Annotated in this window: 14 protein-coding genes; 5 read left to right on the forward strand and 9 right to left on the reverse strand. The window is 63.1% G+C overall.

Annotated features, from left to right (window positions below):
• Positions 1-62: 62 nt before the first annotated feature.
• The 3 genes from NCCP436_RS09900 to NCCP436_RS09910 form a co-directional block, all read right to left on the reverse strand.
• On the reverse strand, positions 63-1136 hold the full coding sequence (locus NCCP436_RS09900; protein ID WP_220803828.1) for an ABC transporter substrate-binding protein: 1074 nt from the start codon (positions 1134-1136) through the stop codon (positions 63-65).
• 40 nt (positions 1137-1176) lie between these two features.
• A complete protein-coding gene (locus tag NCCP436_RS09905) occupies positions 1177-2277 on the reverse strand; it encodes an ABC transporter ATP-binding protein (RefSeq protein WP_220803829.1) in 1101 nt (366 codons plus the stop codon).
• Positions 2278-2582: 305 nt separating this feature from the next.
• Positions 2583-3779, reverse strand: a complete 1197-nt coding sequence (locus NCCP436_RS09910) for a class I SAM-dependent rRNA methyltransferase (protein WP_220803830.1) — start codon at positions 3777-3779, stop codon at positions 2583-2585.
• Between the two features lie 235 nt (positions 3780-4014).
• Between NCCP436_RS09910 and NCCP436_RS09915 the strand changes: the two genes are divergently transcribed.
• The 5 genes from NCCP436_RS09915 to NCCP436_RS09935 all read left to right on the forward strand — a co-directional run bounded on the left by NCCP436_RS09915 (position 4015) and on the right by NCCP436_RS09935 (position 8701).
• On the forward strand, positions 4015-4824 hold the full coding sequence (locus NCCP436_RS09915) for an HDOD domain-containing protein (protein WP_220803899.1): 810 nt from the start codon (positions 4015-4017) through the stop codon (positions 4822-4824).
• Between the two features lie 65 nt (positions 4825-4889).
• Positions 4890-5702 carry a bifunctional DNA-formamidopyrimidine glycosylase/DNA-(apurinic or apyrimidinic site) lyase gene (mutM, locus tag NCCP436_RS09920; RefSeq protein ID WP_220803831.1) on the forward strand — a complete coding sequence of 271 codons (813 nt, stop codon included), beginning with the start codon at positions 4890-4892 and terminating at the stop codon, positions 5700-5702.
• A 37-nt stretch (positions 5703-5739) separates the two neighbouring features.
• The gene (locus NCCP436_RS09925; protein ID WP_220803832.1) at positions 5740-6318 is read left to right on the forward strand and encodes a lysophospholipid acyltransferase family protein; all 579 of its coding nucleotides are present in this window, start codon (positions 5740-5742) and stop codon (positions 6316-6318) included.
• 78 nt (positions 6319-6396) lie between these two features.
• Positions 6397-6735 carry a multidrug transporter gene (locus tag NCCP436_RS09930; protein WP_220803833.1) on the forward strand — a complete coding sequence of 113 codons (339 nt, stop codon included), beginning with the start codon at positions 6397-6399 and terminating at the stop codon, positions 6733-6735.
• A 127-nt stretch (positions 6736-6862) separates the two neighbouring features.
• Entirely contained in the window at positions 6863-8701 is a 1839-nt protein-coding gene (locus NCCP436_RS09935) for a Na/Pi cotransporter family protein (RefSeq protein ID WP_220803834.1), read from the forward strand.
• 23 nt (positions 8702-8724) lie between these two features.
• Here NCCP436_RS09935 and ggt read toward each other — a convergent pair whose 3' ends face one another.
• The 6 genes from ggt to NCCP436_RS09965 all read right to left on the reverse strand — a co-directional run bounded on the left by ggt (position 8725) and on the right by NCCP436_RS09965 (position 15191).
• Positions 8725-10389: a gamma-glutamyltransferase gene (ggt, locus tag NCCP436_RS09940; RefSeq protein ID WP_220803835.1), complete on the reverse strand. Its 1665-nt coding sequence runs from the start codon at positions 10387-10389 to the stop codon at positions 8725-8727.
• 63 nt (positions 10390-10452) lie between these two features.
• On the reverse strand, positions 10453-10704 hold the full coding sequence (locus NCCP436_RS09945; RefSeq protein WP_220803836.1) for a YfhL family 4Fe-4S dicluster ferredoxin: 252 nt from the start codon (positions 10702-10704) through the stop codon (positions 10453-10455).
• A gap of 112 nt (positions 10705-10816) precedes the next feature.
• On the reverse strand, positions 10817-11299 hold the full coding sequence (gene coaD, locus NCCP436_RS09950) for a pantetheine-phosphate adenylyltransferase (protein ID WP_220803837.1): 483 nt from the start codon (positions 11297-11299) through the stop codon (positions 10817-10819).
• 139 nt (positions 11300-11438) lie between these two features.
• Positions 11439-13031: a GMC family oxidoreductase gene (locus NCCP436_RS09955; RefSeq protein WP_220803838.1), complete on the reverse strand. Its 1593-nt coding sequence runs from the start codon at positions 13029-13031 to the stop codon at positions 11439-11441.
• 141 nt (positions 13032-13172) lie between these two features.
• Entirely contained in the window at positions 13173-13718 is a 546-nt protein-coding gene (locus tag NCCP436_RS09960; RefSeq protein ID WP_220803839.1) for a twin-arginine translocation pathway signal protein, read from the reverse strand.
• 42 nt (positions 13719-13760) lie between these two features.
• Positions 13761-15191: a coniferyl aldehyde dehydrogenase gene (locus NCCP436_RS09965; protein WP_220803840.1), complete on the reverse strand. Its 1431-nt coding sequence runs from the start codon at positions 15189-15191 to the stop codon at positions 13761-13763.
• Positions 15192-15300 lie beyond the last annotated feature (109 nt).

Here is a 15300-nt window from a genome sequence, read left to right on the forward strand (position 1 = left end):
CACTGCGGGCGGGCATTGTATCTCCTTGGCCGCCTCGCCCGTGGGGCGAGGCGGCGACTGCGTCACTTCAACAGCCACTCGTTGAATTTTTCACCCAGCGACTCGCCATAGTCGGCCCAGAACTCGGAGCCGGCCTGGATACCTTTGTCCAGATGGGCGGTCGGCAGATGCGGTGCAGCGCTCGGGTCGGTCAGCGGCATGGAGGACTTGCGGGTCGGGCCGTAGGCGACATCGGGCATGCCGGCCAGCGGTTTGGAACCGGTGGCGTACTTGATGAATTCCATCGCCAGTTCCTTTTTCGGCGAACCCTTGACGATGGCCCAGGCGTCGAGGTCGTAGACGTGGCCGTCCCAGACGATGGTGAAGGGTTTCTTCTCCTGCACGATGGCGTCATAGAAGCGGCCGTTGGCTGACTGCACCAGCACTGCGCCACCGTCATTGAGCAGTTGCGGGGCCTGCGACCAGGAGTCGAACCAGACGATGTCCTTCTTGATGCTGTCGAGCTTGGCGAAGGCGCGCTGCTGACCTTCCGGAGTGCCGAGTACTTCGTAGACCTCTTCCGGGGCCACGCCGTCGGCCATCAGAGCCCATTCCATGTTCACCTGCGGGCGTTTGCGCATGGCCCGCTTGCCCGGGATTTTCTCCAGGTCGAAGAAGTCGCCAATGGCTTCGGCCTTGGTGCCGCCGATGGTGCCTTCGTTATAGGCGAACACTACGGACCAGACGATGTTGCCCACCGCACATTCGCTGGCCAGTGCTTCGGGAATGAAGTCTTTTGCCGCAGGAGTACCGTCGATGCCGGCCGGCAGCACGCCGTGGTCGAGGGTTTCCAGCAGACCTTCGGAACAGGCACGTTCAAGGTCGATTACTTCGAAGTCGACCACGTCCCACTGGATGTTGCCGGACTCGACTTGAGCCTTGATTTCGGCGACACCGCCGGAATAATCCTCAAACAGTACCTTGACCCCGGTATCGGCCTGGTACGGGTCGACGACGTGCTTCTTCTGCGCGGCGCCGTAGGAGCCGCCCCAGGAAACGACGGTGAGGCTGTCCTGGGCGTTGACTGTGCCCGCAGAAAGCCCCAGGGCCGCCACCAGGGCGAAGGTGGAAATGCTGGTAGTCAGTGATCTGGCCATTGTTGTGCTCCGTTTGCTTCTACTTGTCGTGAGTCCGAACTTACGATCGATCCAGGGCCTGGCTGTCTTCCGCCAGCCAGGTCAGGGCGACCTCTTCCTGAGTGCTGAGTTGCGGCGCTGAACTGTCGTTCAGGCTCTTAACCACCAGCTCGTTGCCGCTAGCGGTTTCGAAGTGGTAACGGATGTACTCGCCCACGTAGTGGCGGGTAACGAAGCGCGCCAGCACCTGATTGCCGGCGGAGCCGTGGCGATCCGTGAAGTTGAGCTTTTCGGGGCGCACGGAAACGGTAGTGGGCTGGCCAACCTCGGTGCAGTTGGCTTTCAGTGTGGTGACCAGGCCGCCGTCGAGCAGGCGTACGGTGACACGATCCGCGTCGACGCTTTCGATTACTCCCGGCAGTTTGTTGCTCTCGCCGATGAAATCGGCGACGAACAGGTTGGCCGGGCGCTCGTAGAGGACATGGGGCGGCGCGCACTGCTGCACCACGCCGTTGTTGAACACGGCGATGCGATCGCTCATGGTTAGGGCTTCGGTCTGGTCGTGGGTGACGTAGATCACGGTGAAACCGAGTTGCTCGTGCAGACGCTTGATCTCGAACTGCATCTGCTCGCGCAGTTTTTTGTCCAGGGCGCCGAGCGGCTCGTCCATCAGTACGATGTCCGGAGCGAAGATCAGCGCACGTGCCAGTGCCACGCGCTGGCGCTGGCCTCCGGAGAGCTGGGCGGGGTAGCGGCCGCCGAAGTCCTGCAACTCGATCAGCGCCAGGTATTCGTCCACCTTGGCGCGGATCGCGTCCCTGGACATCTTGCGGATTTTCAGCGGGTAGGCGAGGTTCTCGCGGATGGTCATGTGCGGGAACAGTGCGTACTGCTGGAAGACCATGCCGATGTTGCGGGCGTAGGGGGCGATGCTGGTGACGTTGCGGCCGTTGATGAGAATTTCACCGCTGGTTACGTCTTCGAATCCGGCGAGCATCATCAGACAGGTGGTCTTGCCAGAGCCGGAGGGGCCGAGCAGGGTGATGAACTCGCCCTTGGCCACGTTGAGGTTGAAGTCCTTGACCACCAGGGTCTTGTGATCGTAGGTCTTTTTTACATTGGTAAATCGCAGGAACGCCTCGTTCCCAACCTGAACTGTCATAGTCCTCCCGGCACCTTTCCTGAAACTGCCGTAAACGGTGGCGCCAGCTCGTGGCCCGGCTCCACCTCTTTGGTCGGTTCGTCCTTTCGTGTGGACGAGCCGTTATGGTGATAGCCAAAAGCAATAAGCAAGCCAGCCGCTCGGTAAGCCCTCTGGTAGCGCTCTGCCATGCAGTTTTGCCGCCCGCAGAGAGCAGTGCTGCCGGCCTCGACAGTGTGGGGGGAGGTAACAGTTTCGGCAGTGGGTGGCACCGGCCGACACGCACCACATGGGGACATGACGTGTCGGCCGGCCCTGTTTCGGCGCTAGCTGTTGGGCAGTAGGCGAACGGTGAGGCTCTTGATGTAACGCGTTTCGTTGATGGCCGGGTGTACCGGGTGATCCGGCCCCTGGGCGCCACGTTCAAGCAATTGGATATTGCGGTCGAGGTGGCGGGCGCTGGTCAGCAGGATGTTCTGCAGACTGTCTTCTTCCAGGTGCATGGAACAACTGGCGCTGACCAGGATGCCGTCTTTGTTGAGCATGCGCATGGCCATTTCGTTGAGGCGGCGGTAGGCGGCCTCGCCGTTCTTGATGTCTTTCTTGCGCTTGATGAAGGCGGGCGGGTCGGCGATCACCACGTCGAAGCGCTCCTCGGCAGCCTTCAGTTCTTTCAGCGCGGCGAATACGTCGCCTTCGACGCAGGTGAGCTTCTCGGCGAAGCCGTTGAGCGCGGCGTTGCGTTCGACACCGTCGAGGGCGAAGCCGGACGAGTCGACACAGAAAACTTCACTGGCGCCGAAGGCGGCAGCCTGTACGCCCCAGCCGCCGATGTAGCTGAACAGGTCCAGTACCCGCTTGCCTTTGACATAGGGCGCCAGGCGCGCACGGTTCATGCGGTGGTCATAGAACCAGCCGGTCTTCTGTCCTTCGCGTACCGGTGCCTCGAACCTGACGCCGTTCTCTTCCAGGGCGATCCAGTCGGGCACGTCGCCGTAGGCAACTTCGACGTAGCGGTGAAGACCTTCGGCGTCGCGTGCACTGGAGTCGTTCTTGAACAGGATGCCGCTGGGCTTGAGTACCTGTACCAGCGCCGCTACCACCGCGTCGCGCTGAGCCTCCATGGTGGCCGAAGCCAGTTGCACTACGAGGATGTCGAAGAAGCGATCTACTACCAGCCCTGGCAGCAGATCCGAGTCGCCGTAGACCAGCCGGTAGCAGGGTGTGTCGAACAGCCGCTCGCGCAGACTGAGGGCGACGTTGAGGCGGTGCACCAGCAGTGATTTGTCCAGCACATGTTTGCTGTCGCGCGATAGCAGGCGGGCGCAGATCAGGTTGTTCGGGCTCATGGCGACGACACCCAGCGGTTTGCCACCAGCGGCCTCAAGGATTGCCTGATCGCCTGCCGCAAAACCGTGAAGCGGGGTAGCGGCAACGTCGACTTCGTTGCTGTAGACCCACAGGTGGCCGGCGCGCAGGCGTCGGTCGGCTTGGGCTTTCAGGCGCAGGCTGGGCAAGGTCATGATGGGCTCCGTCAGGCAAAGACGCGGATTTTAAACGAGCTGCCCGCCGCCTGCGCGCACAACGCGGGAAAATCCTCGCCGCCGGTCTGGCTGATGACGAAGTTTTCTCCTCGCCAGGTAGGCAAAAAGTCGCTTGTGCAGGGTAGACTGTGCGCTCCATCACTTTTTCCTTTCTGTCTCCATGGACAAAGAGCTTTCTTCCGAGCAGATCCAGAAGTTTCTGCAAGGCATCAGCGTGCCGCCGCAGCCACAAATCATGGTTGACCTGCAGTTCGAGCAGGTCATGCCCAATCCGGATCTGAAGGCCATTGCGCGACTGATCAGTCAGGATCCCGGGCTTTCCGGTGCGCTGCTGAAGATCGTCAATTCACCCTACTTTGGATTGGTGAACAAGGTTGGTTCGATCCAGCGTGCGGTCAATCTGCTCGGCAGTCGCTCGGTGATCAATATGGTCAATGCCCTGTCGATCCGCGGGGAAATGAGCGACGAGACCATTGTCACGCTGAACCGCTTCTGGGATACCACTCAGGACGTGGCCATGACCTGTATGACGCTGGCCAAGCGGGTGGGTTGTGAACTGATGGACGAAGCCTACACCCTGGGGCTGTTCCACAACTGCGGCATTCCGCTGATGCTCAAGCGCTTCCCCAACTACATGGAGGTGCTGGAGGAGTCCTATGCCAGTGCTGGCCCCGAGCGGCGTGTGGTGGATACGGAAAACCGCCTGCTCAATACCAACCATGCTGTGGTCGGTTATTTCACGGCCAAATCGTGGAATCTGCCGATGCACCTGTGCGAGGCCATTGCCAACCACCACAATGCATTGGCGGTGTTCAGTGACGATAGCCGTGATGCTCAGTTGAAGAATCTGTTGGCCATTCTCAAGATGGCCGAACACATCTGTCGCAGTTATCAAATTCTGGGCAATCAGAGCGAGGATCATGAGTGGAGCAGCATCGAAGCACTGGTGCTGGACTATGTCGGCCTGTCCGAATACGACTTCGAAAACCTGCGCGAGACGATTCGTGACCTGGGACCGACCTGAGAGCCTTCGCCAGGCCGCCTGTCCCCTGCTAAGGTTGCTCGCCGCATTTCTCCCGTACTGTCGTCATGCCCGAATTACCTGAAGTCGAAACCACCCGCCGCGGAATCGCCCCTTATCTTGAAGGCCTTCGGGTTCGCCGCGTGATCGTCCGTGAGCGCCGCCTGCGCTGGCCAATCCCTGAGGATCTGGACGTGCGCCTGTCCGGCCAGCGCATCCAGTGTGTCGAGCGCCGTGCCAAGTACCTCTTGATCCGCGCCGAGGCGGGGTGCCTGATCGCTCACTTGGGTATGTCCGGTAGCCTGCGGCTGGTCGAGAGCGGCCTGCCCGCCGCTCGTCATGAGCATGTGGATATCGAACTGGAGTCCGGACTGGCGCTGCGCTACACCGATCCGCGGCGTTTCGGCGCGCTGCTCTGGAGCGAGGATCCGTTGCGTCACGAGCTGCTTAGCCGGCTCGGGCCGGAGCCGCTTGCCGACGGTTTCGATGGTGAACGGCTGTATCAGCTGTCGCGCGGGCGCAGCATGGCGGTCAAGCCGTTCATCATGGACAACGCGGTGGTCGTAGGCGTGGGCAATATCTACGCTACCGAGGCGCTGTTCGCCGCCGGCATCGATCCGCGGCGCGAGGCAGGCAGCATTTCCCGGGCCCGCTACCTACGTCTGGCTGAGGAGATCAAGCGTATTCTGACGCTGGCTATCGAGAGGGGTGGCACTACGCTGCGGGACTTCGTCGGTGGTGACGGGCAGCCCGGCTACTTCCAGCAGGAGCTGTTCGTCTATGGACGTGGCGGACAGTTCTGCAAGCATTGTGGTTCGACGCTGCGAGAGATCCGACTGGGTCAGCGCTCCAGCGTCTACTGTCCGCGCTGCCAGCGCTGACGAGCAGGGTAACGACCAGCACGACTAAGGATCATCGATGTCCGGCAATTTCCTTCCGCCCAACCGTGCCGCCGAATGGCTTGGGCGCAGCGTCCTGAAACTCATGGGCTGGCGTATCGAGGGACAACTGCCGGCATTGAACAAGTTCGTCGCTATCGGTGCCCACCATACGTCCAACTGGGATTTTGTGGTGTTCATCGCGCTGAAGTTCGTACTGCGCCTCAATGTCCGCTGGTTCGGCAAGCACAGCATCTTTCGCTGGCCGTTCGGTGGCCTGTTGCGCGCCTGGGGCGGCATCCCGATTCGTCGCGACCGCCAGGGCAACACCGTGGAACAGGCGGTACAGGCCTTTCGTGAGCATGACAACTTCATCCTGGTGCTGTCGCCGGAGGGTACGCGCAAGAAGGTCGAGCGCTGGAAGATGGGCTTCTATCACATCGCCCTTGGCGCAGGCGTACCCATCGTTCTGGGGGCGCTGGACTACGGAAACCGGCGTGTGGTGATCGGCCCGGTCTTTCATCCCACGGGGGACGAGAAGGCGGATCTGGCGGCAATCTTCGAATTCTTCAGGCCGTTCGTGCCGAAGAAACCGGAATATGCCTTTCACGGCGATTGATGTCCGTCACGCTGACAAGTGTCTAGGCGCTGTTATAGTTACTGGCACTTTCCCGAATAACACCTGAAGGATCGACCCATGAAAGCGCTTCGCACTCCCGCTGCTGTCCTGGCGCTGACCTCCGGCCTGCTGGCGCTGCCAGTGCAGGCGGACGTAGCTCAGCAAAATGTCAGTGGCGATCCGTACTACTCCGTCGAGGCTCCCAAGGCATTTTCCATGATCGGCGATCTGGTTGTGGCGCGCCCGCTGTTGATCGGAGCAACTGCCGTGGGTGCCGTGGCTTTCGTGGTCAGCCTGCCGTTCACTGCCTTGGGCGGTAATGTGGGTGAAGCTGCCGAAGCTCTGGTAGTGGAGCCGGGGCGGGAAGCCTTCGTGCGTTGCTTGGGTTGCACCAGCAGCGGCTACAAGCACGACTGATTCGCGGGTAAGCTCTGCAGCGGCCTCTCGCCTCTCCCGGGGCGAGAGGCCGTTTTGCGTCCGGGGGTGCGATGTGGCGCGCCTGCCGCTGTACAGGTAGTGCCCGATTAGGATGAAAGGGGGGGCAATGAAGTACCTGCGCTGGGTCATGCTGTTGCTGATGGTGCTGGGTTTGATGGCCTCGTTCTGGTTCAGTCAGGGCTGGCTTCAGTTGTGCGCGGGGCTGGCGGTGTTCCTGTTCGGCATGCAGTGTCTGGAGGAGGGCCTGCGACAGCTGGCCGGCAGCAAGCTGGAGCAGATTCTTGGGCACAGCACTGCGACGCCATTTAAAGGGCTGTTATTCGGGGTTGGTGGCACTCTGCTACTGCAGTCCAGCACGCTGGTGTCGCTGCTGACTATTGCTTTCATCAGTACCGGGTTGATCCAACTGGCAGGGGGCATCGCCATTCTCTTTGGCGCCAACCTTGGTGCCACCAGTGGCATCTGGCTGCTGGCGCTGGCCGGGCAGAATCTCAGTCTCAGTCCGCTGGCTCTGCCGCTGCTGGTGTTCGGTGTGCTGGCTGGTTTCTTCGGAAGCAGAAGCAAGTCGGCCGGGCGGATTGTGCTGGGTGTTGCCTTCATCTTCCTCGGCATCGATCAGATCAAGGAGGGCTTCTCCAGCTTCGGCGACGGTCTGGACATGACCGGCTATCAGGAAGGTGGCCTGCGCGGCGCCCTGCTGTTCACCGCCATCGGCATGGCCATCACCGTGGTGCTACAGTCCAGCCATGCCACGCTGATGCTGACCCTGGCGGCGCTGGCCGGTGGTCAGCTGGAACTGGGCCAGAGCCTGGCCATCGCCATTGGCTCGAACGTCGGTAGCAGTGTGACCACCGGATTCGTCGGCTCGCTGGGGGGAAATCGCAGTGGCCAGCGGTTGGCGCTGGCTCATGTGCTGTTCAATCTGGTCACCGGGGTGTTGGCGTTCGTGCTGTTGCAGCCGCTTACCTGGCTGGTGCTCAAGCTGGCCGGCTTGCTGGGCCTGAGCGACAACAGCCTGATCCAGCTGGCGATGTTCCATACCCTGTTCAACGCCATGGGCGTGCTGCTGTTCTGGCCGTTGCAGGGGCGCCTGGCGCAGCAGCTGATTCGCTGGTTGCCGGAGCGTAGTGAGCCGCAGGTACTGATCACCGAGCTGGCGATGCCTGCGGCCATAAGCGAGCCGGAGCGCACCCGGGCGCGTTACCTCAATGAAAGGGCACTGGACTCGGTAGAGTCGGCGTCAGTGGCGGTGGTGCAGGAGTTGGGACACCTTGGGCGCTTGAGTCTGGAGGTGATCTGTCACGCGCTCTTCCTACCGGTGGACCAACTGGCACAGGCTCGGGCCGACGAACGCCTGCTGCAAGCCCGGCCCGGTCCCGGAGGCTTCGATGCCGATCATCTGTACCAGTGCCACATCAAGGGCGTATATGCGGATCTGCTGAGTTTCATGGGGCGCATGGAGCTGCCGATGGATGAGGCGCATCAGCAATTCTGGGTCGGCTGTCAGTTGGCTGCGCTGCAACTGGTGGATGCGGTCAAGGATGCCAAGCACCTGCAGAAGAATCTCGGCCATTACCTTGAAGCATCGCCTTCGGCTGTGCGCGAGGCCTATGTGGAATTGCGGCGCCACCTGCTGTTCAGCCTGCACGAAGTGCGCGAGCTGGCCCGCGCAGATCTGCCGGAGGAGGCCTGGCGCTCGCGCCTGCAATGGCTGGACGGGCAGGCGGCGGGCTTCGATGCGCAGTTCCGCCAGCGCCTGTTCGCCGATGTGCGCAACGGTCGTCTCGACGGCCTGCAGACCAGTTCCTTGATGAACGACCTGGGCTACGTCAGTCGTATTTTCCAGAGCTTGCGCAATGTCCTGATGCTGGGCGACGAGCAGGCGCTGTTCCGAGAACTGCGACGCCTGGGGGAGGACGGGGAAAGGCTGATCCAGCTTGCCTGAGGGGCTCCCGGGCGCTGTAGCGCTCAGTTGCCGGTCGCCGTGCTGCCTATGCCGCGTGGATCGCTGGCCGCCTGTACCGTGCCGCTGCGTTTGTCCCAGAACAGCACCTGCTGGTTGCCGTAAGTCCGCTCCAGACGTTTTAGGTTGTGACCGCGGCGTTCGAGTTCGGTGATCTGCGTCGCATTGAACGTGTCCGGCTCATGTTCGAGTACATCGGGCATGAACTGGTGGTGATAGCGCGGTACGCCGGGCCAACGCTCGATCGGTTGACCGTCGAGGTATTCGAGCATTGCCAGTAACACCATGCTGGGAATGCGGCTGCCGCCGGGTGTGCCAAAGGCGGCAAAACTGTCGCCATCCTCGATGAAGCTGGGGCTCATGGACGACAGCGGGCGTTTGCCGGCAGCGACCGCATTGACCGGGCTACCGGTCAGGCCATAGGCGTTGGTACCCTGTACGTCGGCGGCGAAGTCGTCCATCTCGTTATTGAGCAGCACGCCGGTGCCCGGCACAGTGAAGGCGGCGCCGAACGGTAGGTTGATCGACAGGGTGGCGGATACGGCATTGCCTTCGCGGTCGAGGATGGCAAAGTGGGTGGTGTGGTCGCCCTCGTGCCAACGGGTGGCCGGCGCCAGACTGCTGCTGGGGGTGGCGTGGAAGGCGTCGATACTGGCGGCCAGGGCTGCCAGATGCGCAGGAGCCAGCAGTTGCTCCAGCGGGTTGTCGACAAAATCCGGATCGCCCAGCAGGCTGCGGTCGCGGTAGGCGCGGCGCAGGGCCTCCACGACATAGTGCACCCGCTGTACCGGTTCGGCCTCGCGCCAGGGCAGACGGGAGAGGATCGCCAGGCTCTGTGCCAGTGCCACGCCGCCGGCTGAGGGTGGTGGTGCGCTGATCAGTTCACGACCATCGTCCAGGGTGAAGTGCAAGGGGGGGCGGCGAACCACCTGGTACTGCAGAAGATCCTCGGTCGTCCAGATGCCCCCGGCCTGTCGCACGCCGTCAACCAGTCGCTCAGCCAGCGGGCCGGCATAGAAACCGGCGCGGCCGTGTTCGGCAAGTGTTTGCAGGGTCGCGGCCAGCTCGGGCTGGCGCAGCAGATACCCTTCGCCGGGTATGTTGCCTTCATCGAGAAACAGTCGGGCGCTTTCCGCATCATTGCGCAGGGCGGCCAGACGCCAGCCGGTTCGCTCGCGATAGACAGAATCCACCGCAAACCCTGCTTCAGCCAGATGGATTGCCGGCGCCAGGCTGCTGCTCAGTGGCAGTCGCCCATGACGTTCGGCGAGCTCCACCAGTGCCGCTGGCAGTCCGGGGATGGCCGCCGCCAGTGCGCCGTCCAGGGAAAGCTGGCGCTGTACCTGGCCGTTGCGTACGTAGAGATCGGCATCGGCCTGTAGCGGTGCGCGCTCGCGGGCATCGAGAAAAACGTAGTCGGCCACTTCGCCGGCTTTGCGCAGGAGGAAGAAGCCGCCGCCGCCGATGCCCGATCCATAGGGTTCGACCACGGCCAGCGCGGCACTGGCGGCAATGGCGGCATCAAAGGCGTTGCCACCGGCTTCCAGCATCTGTCGGGCGGCGGCGGTGGCAGCCGGGTGGGCTGTGGCGATGGCAGACTGCTGGGGAGCTGCCTGGATCAGCAGGCTGCTACCGAGCAGCAGGGTGGCAAGCAGGAGCTGGCGCAGCATGGGGTGTTTCCGGTTGGCCTGGGAGGCTGCAAGCTTAGCAGCCGTGGCCGGTAGCCGGGTGAATCAGCCCTTGCCGGTGATGCGGCGGTACTTTTCCATCAGTTGCTCGCGGCTCTCGACGTTGTTTTCGTCGAGCGGAATGCAGTCGACCGGGCAGACCTGCTGGCACTGTGGTTCGTCATAGTGCCCGACGCACTCGGTGCACAGGTTGGGGTCGATCACGTAGATCTCCTCGCCCTGGGAAATCGCCCCGTTGGGGCACTCGGGTTCGCAGACGTCGCAGTTGATGCAGTCGTCGGTGATGATCAGGGACATGGAACGGCTCCTGTCGGGGCGCGGAACCCGACATGTTACGGACAACGAAGTGGCCAATTGTGCCGGATTCACCGCACAGGCGCCATGCGCACCCGTGCAACTGGCGTTCAGTTCAGGCCTTGGAGAAACGCGCCTTCAGGGCTTCGGCCACCGCCGGGTGGACGAACTGGGAGATGTCGCCGCCGAGCGCGGCAATTTCTCGGACCAGGGTCGAGGAAATGAAGGAATATTTCTCCGAGGGGGTGAGAAACAGGCTTTCCACGTCCGGTGCGAGCTGACGGTTCATGTTGGCCAGCTGGAATTCGTATTCGAAGTCCGATACCGCGCGCAGGCCACGCAGGAAAACATTGGCACCTTGCTCCTTGACGAAATGCGCGAGCAGGGTGGAGAAACCAACCACTTCGACATTGGGCAGGTGCTTGGTGACCTCGCGAGCCAGTTCGACGCGTTGCTCCAGGGAGAACAGCGGGTTCTTCCGGGGGCTGGCGGCAACGGCGATGATGACGTGATCGAACAGCCGTGCGGCACGCTCGACCAGATCGCCATGGCCTTTGGTGATGGGGTCGAAGGTACCCGGGTACAACACTCGATTCATCGCTTCGTCCTGTTCGAGGCGGCAAGAGTCGCGGATGGTAGCGCAGCGCTTCCCCCCGGCCAAGCATGGCGAGCACAGGGGGATCAGCGTGGGCTGTGCATCTGCCGGAAAAGCCGCGGCCCAGAGCTGCAGGCCGGTTTCAGGCCCGCAGCCGCCGGGCCAGCAGGGTGGCAAGCTTTGCAGTCAGCCCATAGATCGACAGCTGCGGGTTGGCGCCGATGCTGGTGGGAAACAGCGAGCCGTCGTGGATCGACAGGTTCTCCAGCTGGTGGTGGCGGCCGAGGCTGTCGGTCACTGCCTGTTGCGGGTCTTCACCCATGGCGCAACCGCCCATCACGTGGGCGCTGCCCAGACGGGTGCGGTACAGCGCCAGCTCGAGGTTCTCGATCATCTCCCTGGCCTCGCGCCAGGTGCTGACGAACCGGGCATCGGCGTGAGTCGGCATCACCGCCCTGGCGCCCGCGGCGAACTGGATTTCGGCCATGGTCAGGAAGGCACGGCGCACACCGTCCCAAGTGTAATCGGTCATCGGGTAGTCGAGCACCGGGCTGCCGTCGCCACGTAGTTCCACGCGGCCTTCGGCGCAGTCCGGGTGGAAGCCGTCACGCAGCAGGGCGAGCATCACGTTGGTGTGCGGCAACTGCTCCATGCGCAGGGCGTTCTCGCGGCCGAAGTCGCCGAGCAGGGTGGCGGTCAGCGCCGGCTGCAGCGGCGGCACTTCCAGCTTGTAGGACAGGCGCCCGGTGGTGCCGTCGTCCCACTGGAAATGATCGGAGTACAGCGACTGCGGCGCACCGTAGAACGGGTTGATGACCTGTTCGAACTGCGCCGCGGAGAAATTCACCAGGTGCAGGTAAGTGCGCCGGCCGACGCGCTTGTGCGGGTCGGGCGCCGCGGAGCGCAGCAGGATGCCGGGTGTGTTGATGCCGCCGCCGGCCAGCACGTAATGCCGCGCCTTGACGCGGATGCGCTTGCCGTTGGGTGCCACACAGCGCTCGTCCATGCCCAGGCAGTCGATGCCGACCACCTTGTCGCCTTCGATCAGCAGCCTGTCGGCACGCGCCAGGTAGAGCAGCTCACCGCCGGCATCGAGGGTGGCGGGGATGGTGGTCACCAGCATCGACTGCTTGGCGTTGGTCGGGCAGCCCATGCCGCAGTAGCCGAGGTTCCAGCAGCCGCGCACGTTGCGCGGGATCGGCGCCCAGTGATAACCGAGCTTGTCGCAGCCGGTGCGGATTACCTCGTTGTTGGCATTGGGCGGCACCATCCAGGGGGCTACGCCCAGGCGCTGCTCCATCTTCTCGAACCAGGGCGCCATGGACTCGACGTCATGGCCTTTCACCCCATGTACTTCGGCCCAGTGCGCCAGGGTCTGCGGCGGGGTACGGAAGCTGCTGGTCCAGTTGATCAGCGTGGTGCCGCCCACGGCCCGACCCTGCAGGATGGTGATGGCGCCATCCTTGCTCATGCGGCCGATACCTTCCTGATACAGCGAGGGATAGGCCTCGGCTTCCTGCATCCTGAAGTCATCGCTGGTCTTGAGCGGGCCTTCCTCGATCAGCAGCACCTTGTAGCCGGCAGCGCTGAGGATTTCCGCCGTGGTGCCGCCACCGGCGCCGCTGCCGACGATGGCGACGTCGGCCTCCAGCGTCAGGTCGTTTTCCAGGCGCGAACCGTCGTAGGTCTTCCACCCGTTGGCCAGGCCATGCTTGAACAGATCGGGTACAGGCATTTCACCTTCTCTTCTTGTAGTAGGGCCGTCTGGAGTCACGAGCTTGGTGCTCGTCCTCATCGCGGATAAATCCGCTCCTACACAAACGGCCCGTATCCCGTGGGAGCGGCTTCAGCCGCGATGCTCTCTGCAGTTGGGCCGTCATACGGTCGGTGGGCCGGGGTAGCCGCAATGAGCCCAGGCTTCCTGGCGGCTGTACCAAGCCATCATCACCAGTTGCAGCAGCGAGGCGTGGCCCATGCGCAGCAGGCTCAGGCTGCTGTTCTGCCAGCGGCTGAGGAAATTGCGCACGTCATCGGCACTGGCGCTGTCCCAGCTGCCCCATACGCCGGTCAGCGGGCCGCGGGTAAGCGGCAGGGCCAGCACGTCGAACAGCTGCACGGTGAGTTTCAGCATCTGCGGCGACAGGTGCGCCAGGCCGTTGTCGAGACTCTTCAATGTGCCCTCGATGGCCTGCGGCATCCGCTCGGCGCTGACGGCGCCATCCAGCATCACCGGGATCAGCGCACGCAGAAATGGCAGGTCGCTGCTGCGCAGGATCAGATAGCCGCTGGCCGGGGTGCTGGCCGAACAGCCGCTGAGGGTGGCAGTCAGCCCGGCAGTGCCGAGCAGCGCCGAGCCCAGCAGGCCGACCTTGAGCAGGCTGCGCCGCGACAGTTGCGGCGCGCTGAGGGTGGTGTCGTTCATTGTTGTTATCACCAGGCGTAGAGCGGGCTCTGCCCGCGTTGATCAGCGTACGAACAGCTTGTAGACCAGCTTCTGGATCGCCTTGCCATAGGGCGGGTAGATCAGCCGTGCGGCGTTGAAGCGCTGCTTGATGAACACGCCCTTGGCCTTGCTGAAGGTCAGGAAGCCTTCGTGGCCGTGGTAGTGGCCCATGCCCGACGGGCCGACGCCGCCGAACGGCATATCGTCCTGGGCGACATGCAGCAGGGTGTCGTTCAGGCACACGCCGCCGGAGTGGGTCTCGTGCAGCACGCGCTGTTGCTCGCGCTTGTCGTAGCCGAAGTAGTACAGCGCCAGTGGCCGCGGTCGTGCGTTGACGTAGGCGAAGGCGTCTTCGATGCGATCGTAGGGAACGATCGGCAGCAGCGGGCCGAAGATCTCGTCCTGCATCAGCTTCATGTCGTCATTGACGTCCAGCACCAGGCTCTGTGGCAGGCGTCGGCCCTGCGCCTCGGGGTAGAGCGCGACGATGCGCGCGCCTTTGGCCTCGGCGTCCTGCAGGTAGCCGTTGAGGCGGGCCAGCTGGCGCTCGTTGATGATCGCGGTGTAGTCCGGGTTGTCCTTGAGCTGCGGGTAGAAACGCTGCACCGCCTCGCGATAGGCGCTGACGAAGCCGTCGACGCGGTTACGCGGCACCAGCACGTAGTCCGGTGCCACGCAGGTCTGCCCGGCGTTGAGGGTCTTGCCGAAGGCGATGCGCTCGGCGGCATCCGCCAGCGGCACCTCGGCTGAAACGATGGCAGGCGACTTGCCGCCCAGTTCCAGGGTCACCGGAGTCAGGTTCTCGGCGGCGGCGCGCATCACATGCTTGCCGATGCTGGTGGCACCGGTGAACAGCAGGTGATCGAACGGCAGCTTTGAAAAGGCCATGCCGACTTCCGCTTCGCCCAGCACTACGCTGACCAGATCCTCGGGGAAGATCCGTGCCAGCAGATCCTTGACCAGCTGCGAAGTAACCGGCGTGGACTCGCTCATCTTGATCATCACCCGGTTGCCGGCGACCAGTGCCCCGGTCAGCGGGCCGATGGCGAGAAACAGGGGGTAGTTCCACGGCACGATGATGCCGACCACGCCCAGCGGCTGATAAATAACCTTGGCCGAAGCCGGCATGAACTGCATGCCAACGCTGCGCCGCGAGGGTTTCATCCACTTGCGGATGTGCCGGATGGCGTAGTCGATACCGTGCAGGCTGGGCATCAGCTCGGCGAGCAGGGTCTCGTCGGCGGAGCGATTGCTGAAGTCTTCGCTGATGGCCTGGATCAGCGCCTGTTTCTCCTGGACGAGCAGCTGGCGCAGGGTCTTGAGCCACTGGATGCGCTGCTCGGCCGGAGGCATGGGATTGCCGGCGAACGCCGTGCGCTGTAGGGCGAAGGTGCTTTGCATCTGCTCGACTGACTGCGGGGTTTGGAGCGGGTGTGCGACGTCGGCGGCCATGGCGTGATCCTCGGCAGGGCGGTTGGCGGCAGGCACTGTCGGGCCGGCTGAGCTGGATTTTTAGAGTAATTGCTCTAATCTGTCAAACAGCCGTTTGTGAGTAGTTGTG

It is taken from the genome of Pseudomonas sp. NCCP-436, assembly GCF_019656335.1.
Classification (GTDB): domain Bacteria; phylum Pseudomonadota; class Gammaproteobacteria; order Pseudomonadales; family Pseudomonadaceae; genus Aquipseudomonas.

Coding starts and splice junctions, on each gene's coding strand:
- NCCP436_RS09900 (WP_220803828.1), bottom strand. CDS start 1,136: ATGGCCAGATCACTGACTACCAGCATTTCCACCTTCGCCCTGGTGGCG.
- NCCP436_RS09905 (WP_220803829.1), bottom strand. CDS start 2,277: ATGACAGTTCAGGTTGGGAACGAGGCGTTCCTGCGATTTACCAATGTA.
- NCCP436_RS09910 (WP_220803830.1), bottom strand. CDS start 3,779: ATGACCTTGCCCAGCCTGCGCCTGAAAGCCCAAGCCGACCGACGCCTG.
- mutM (WP_220803831.1), top strand. CDS start 4,890: ATGCCCGAATTACCTGAAGTCGAAACCACCCGCCGCGGAATCGCCCCT.
- NCCP436_RS09925 (WP_220803832.1), top strand. CDS start 5,740: ATGTCCGGCAATTTCCTTCCGCCCAACCGTGCCGCCGAATGGCTTGGG.
- NCCP436_RS09930 (WP_220803833.1), top strand. CDS start 6,397: ATGAAAGCGCTTCGCACTCCCGCTGCTGTCCTGGCGCTGACCTCCGGC.
- NCCP436_RS09935 (WP_220803834.1), top strand. CDS start 6,863: ATGAAGTACCTGCGCTGGGTCATGCTGTTGCTGATGGTGCTGGGTTTG.
- ggt (WP_220803835.1), bottom strand. CDS start 10,389: ATGCTGCGCCAGCTCCTGCTTGCCACCCTGCTGCTCGGTAGCAGCCTG.
- NCCP436_RS09945 (WP_220803836.1), bottom strand. CDS start 10,704: ATGTCCCTGATCATCACCGACGACTGCATCAACTGCGACGTCTGCGAA.
- coaD (WP_220803837.1), bottom strand. CDS start 11,299: ATGAATCGAGTGTTGTACCCGGGTACCTTCGACCCCATCACCAAAGGC.
- NCCP436_RS09955 (WP_220803838.1), bottom strand. CDS start 13,031: ATGCCTGTACCCGATCTGTTCAAGCATGGCCTGGCCAACGGGTGGAAG.
- NCCP436_RS09960 (WP_220803839.1), bottom strand. CDS start 13,718: ATGAACGACACCACCCTCAGCGCGCCGCAACTGTCGCGGCGCAGCCTG.
- NCCP436_RS09965 (WP_220803840.1), bottom strand. CDS start 15,191: ATGGCCGCCGACGTCGCACACCCGCTCCAAACCCCGCAGTCAGTCGAG.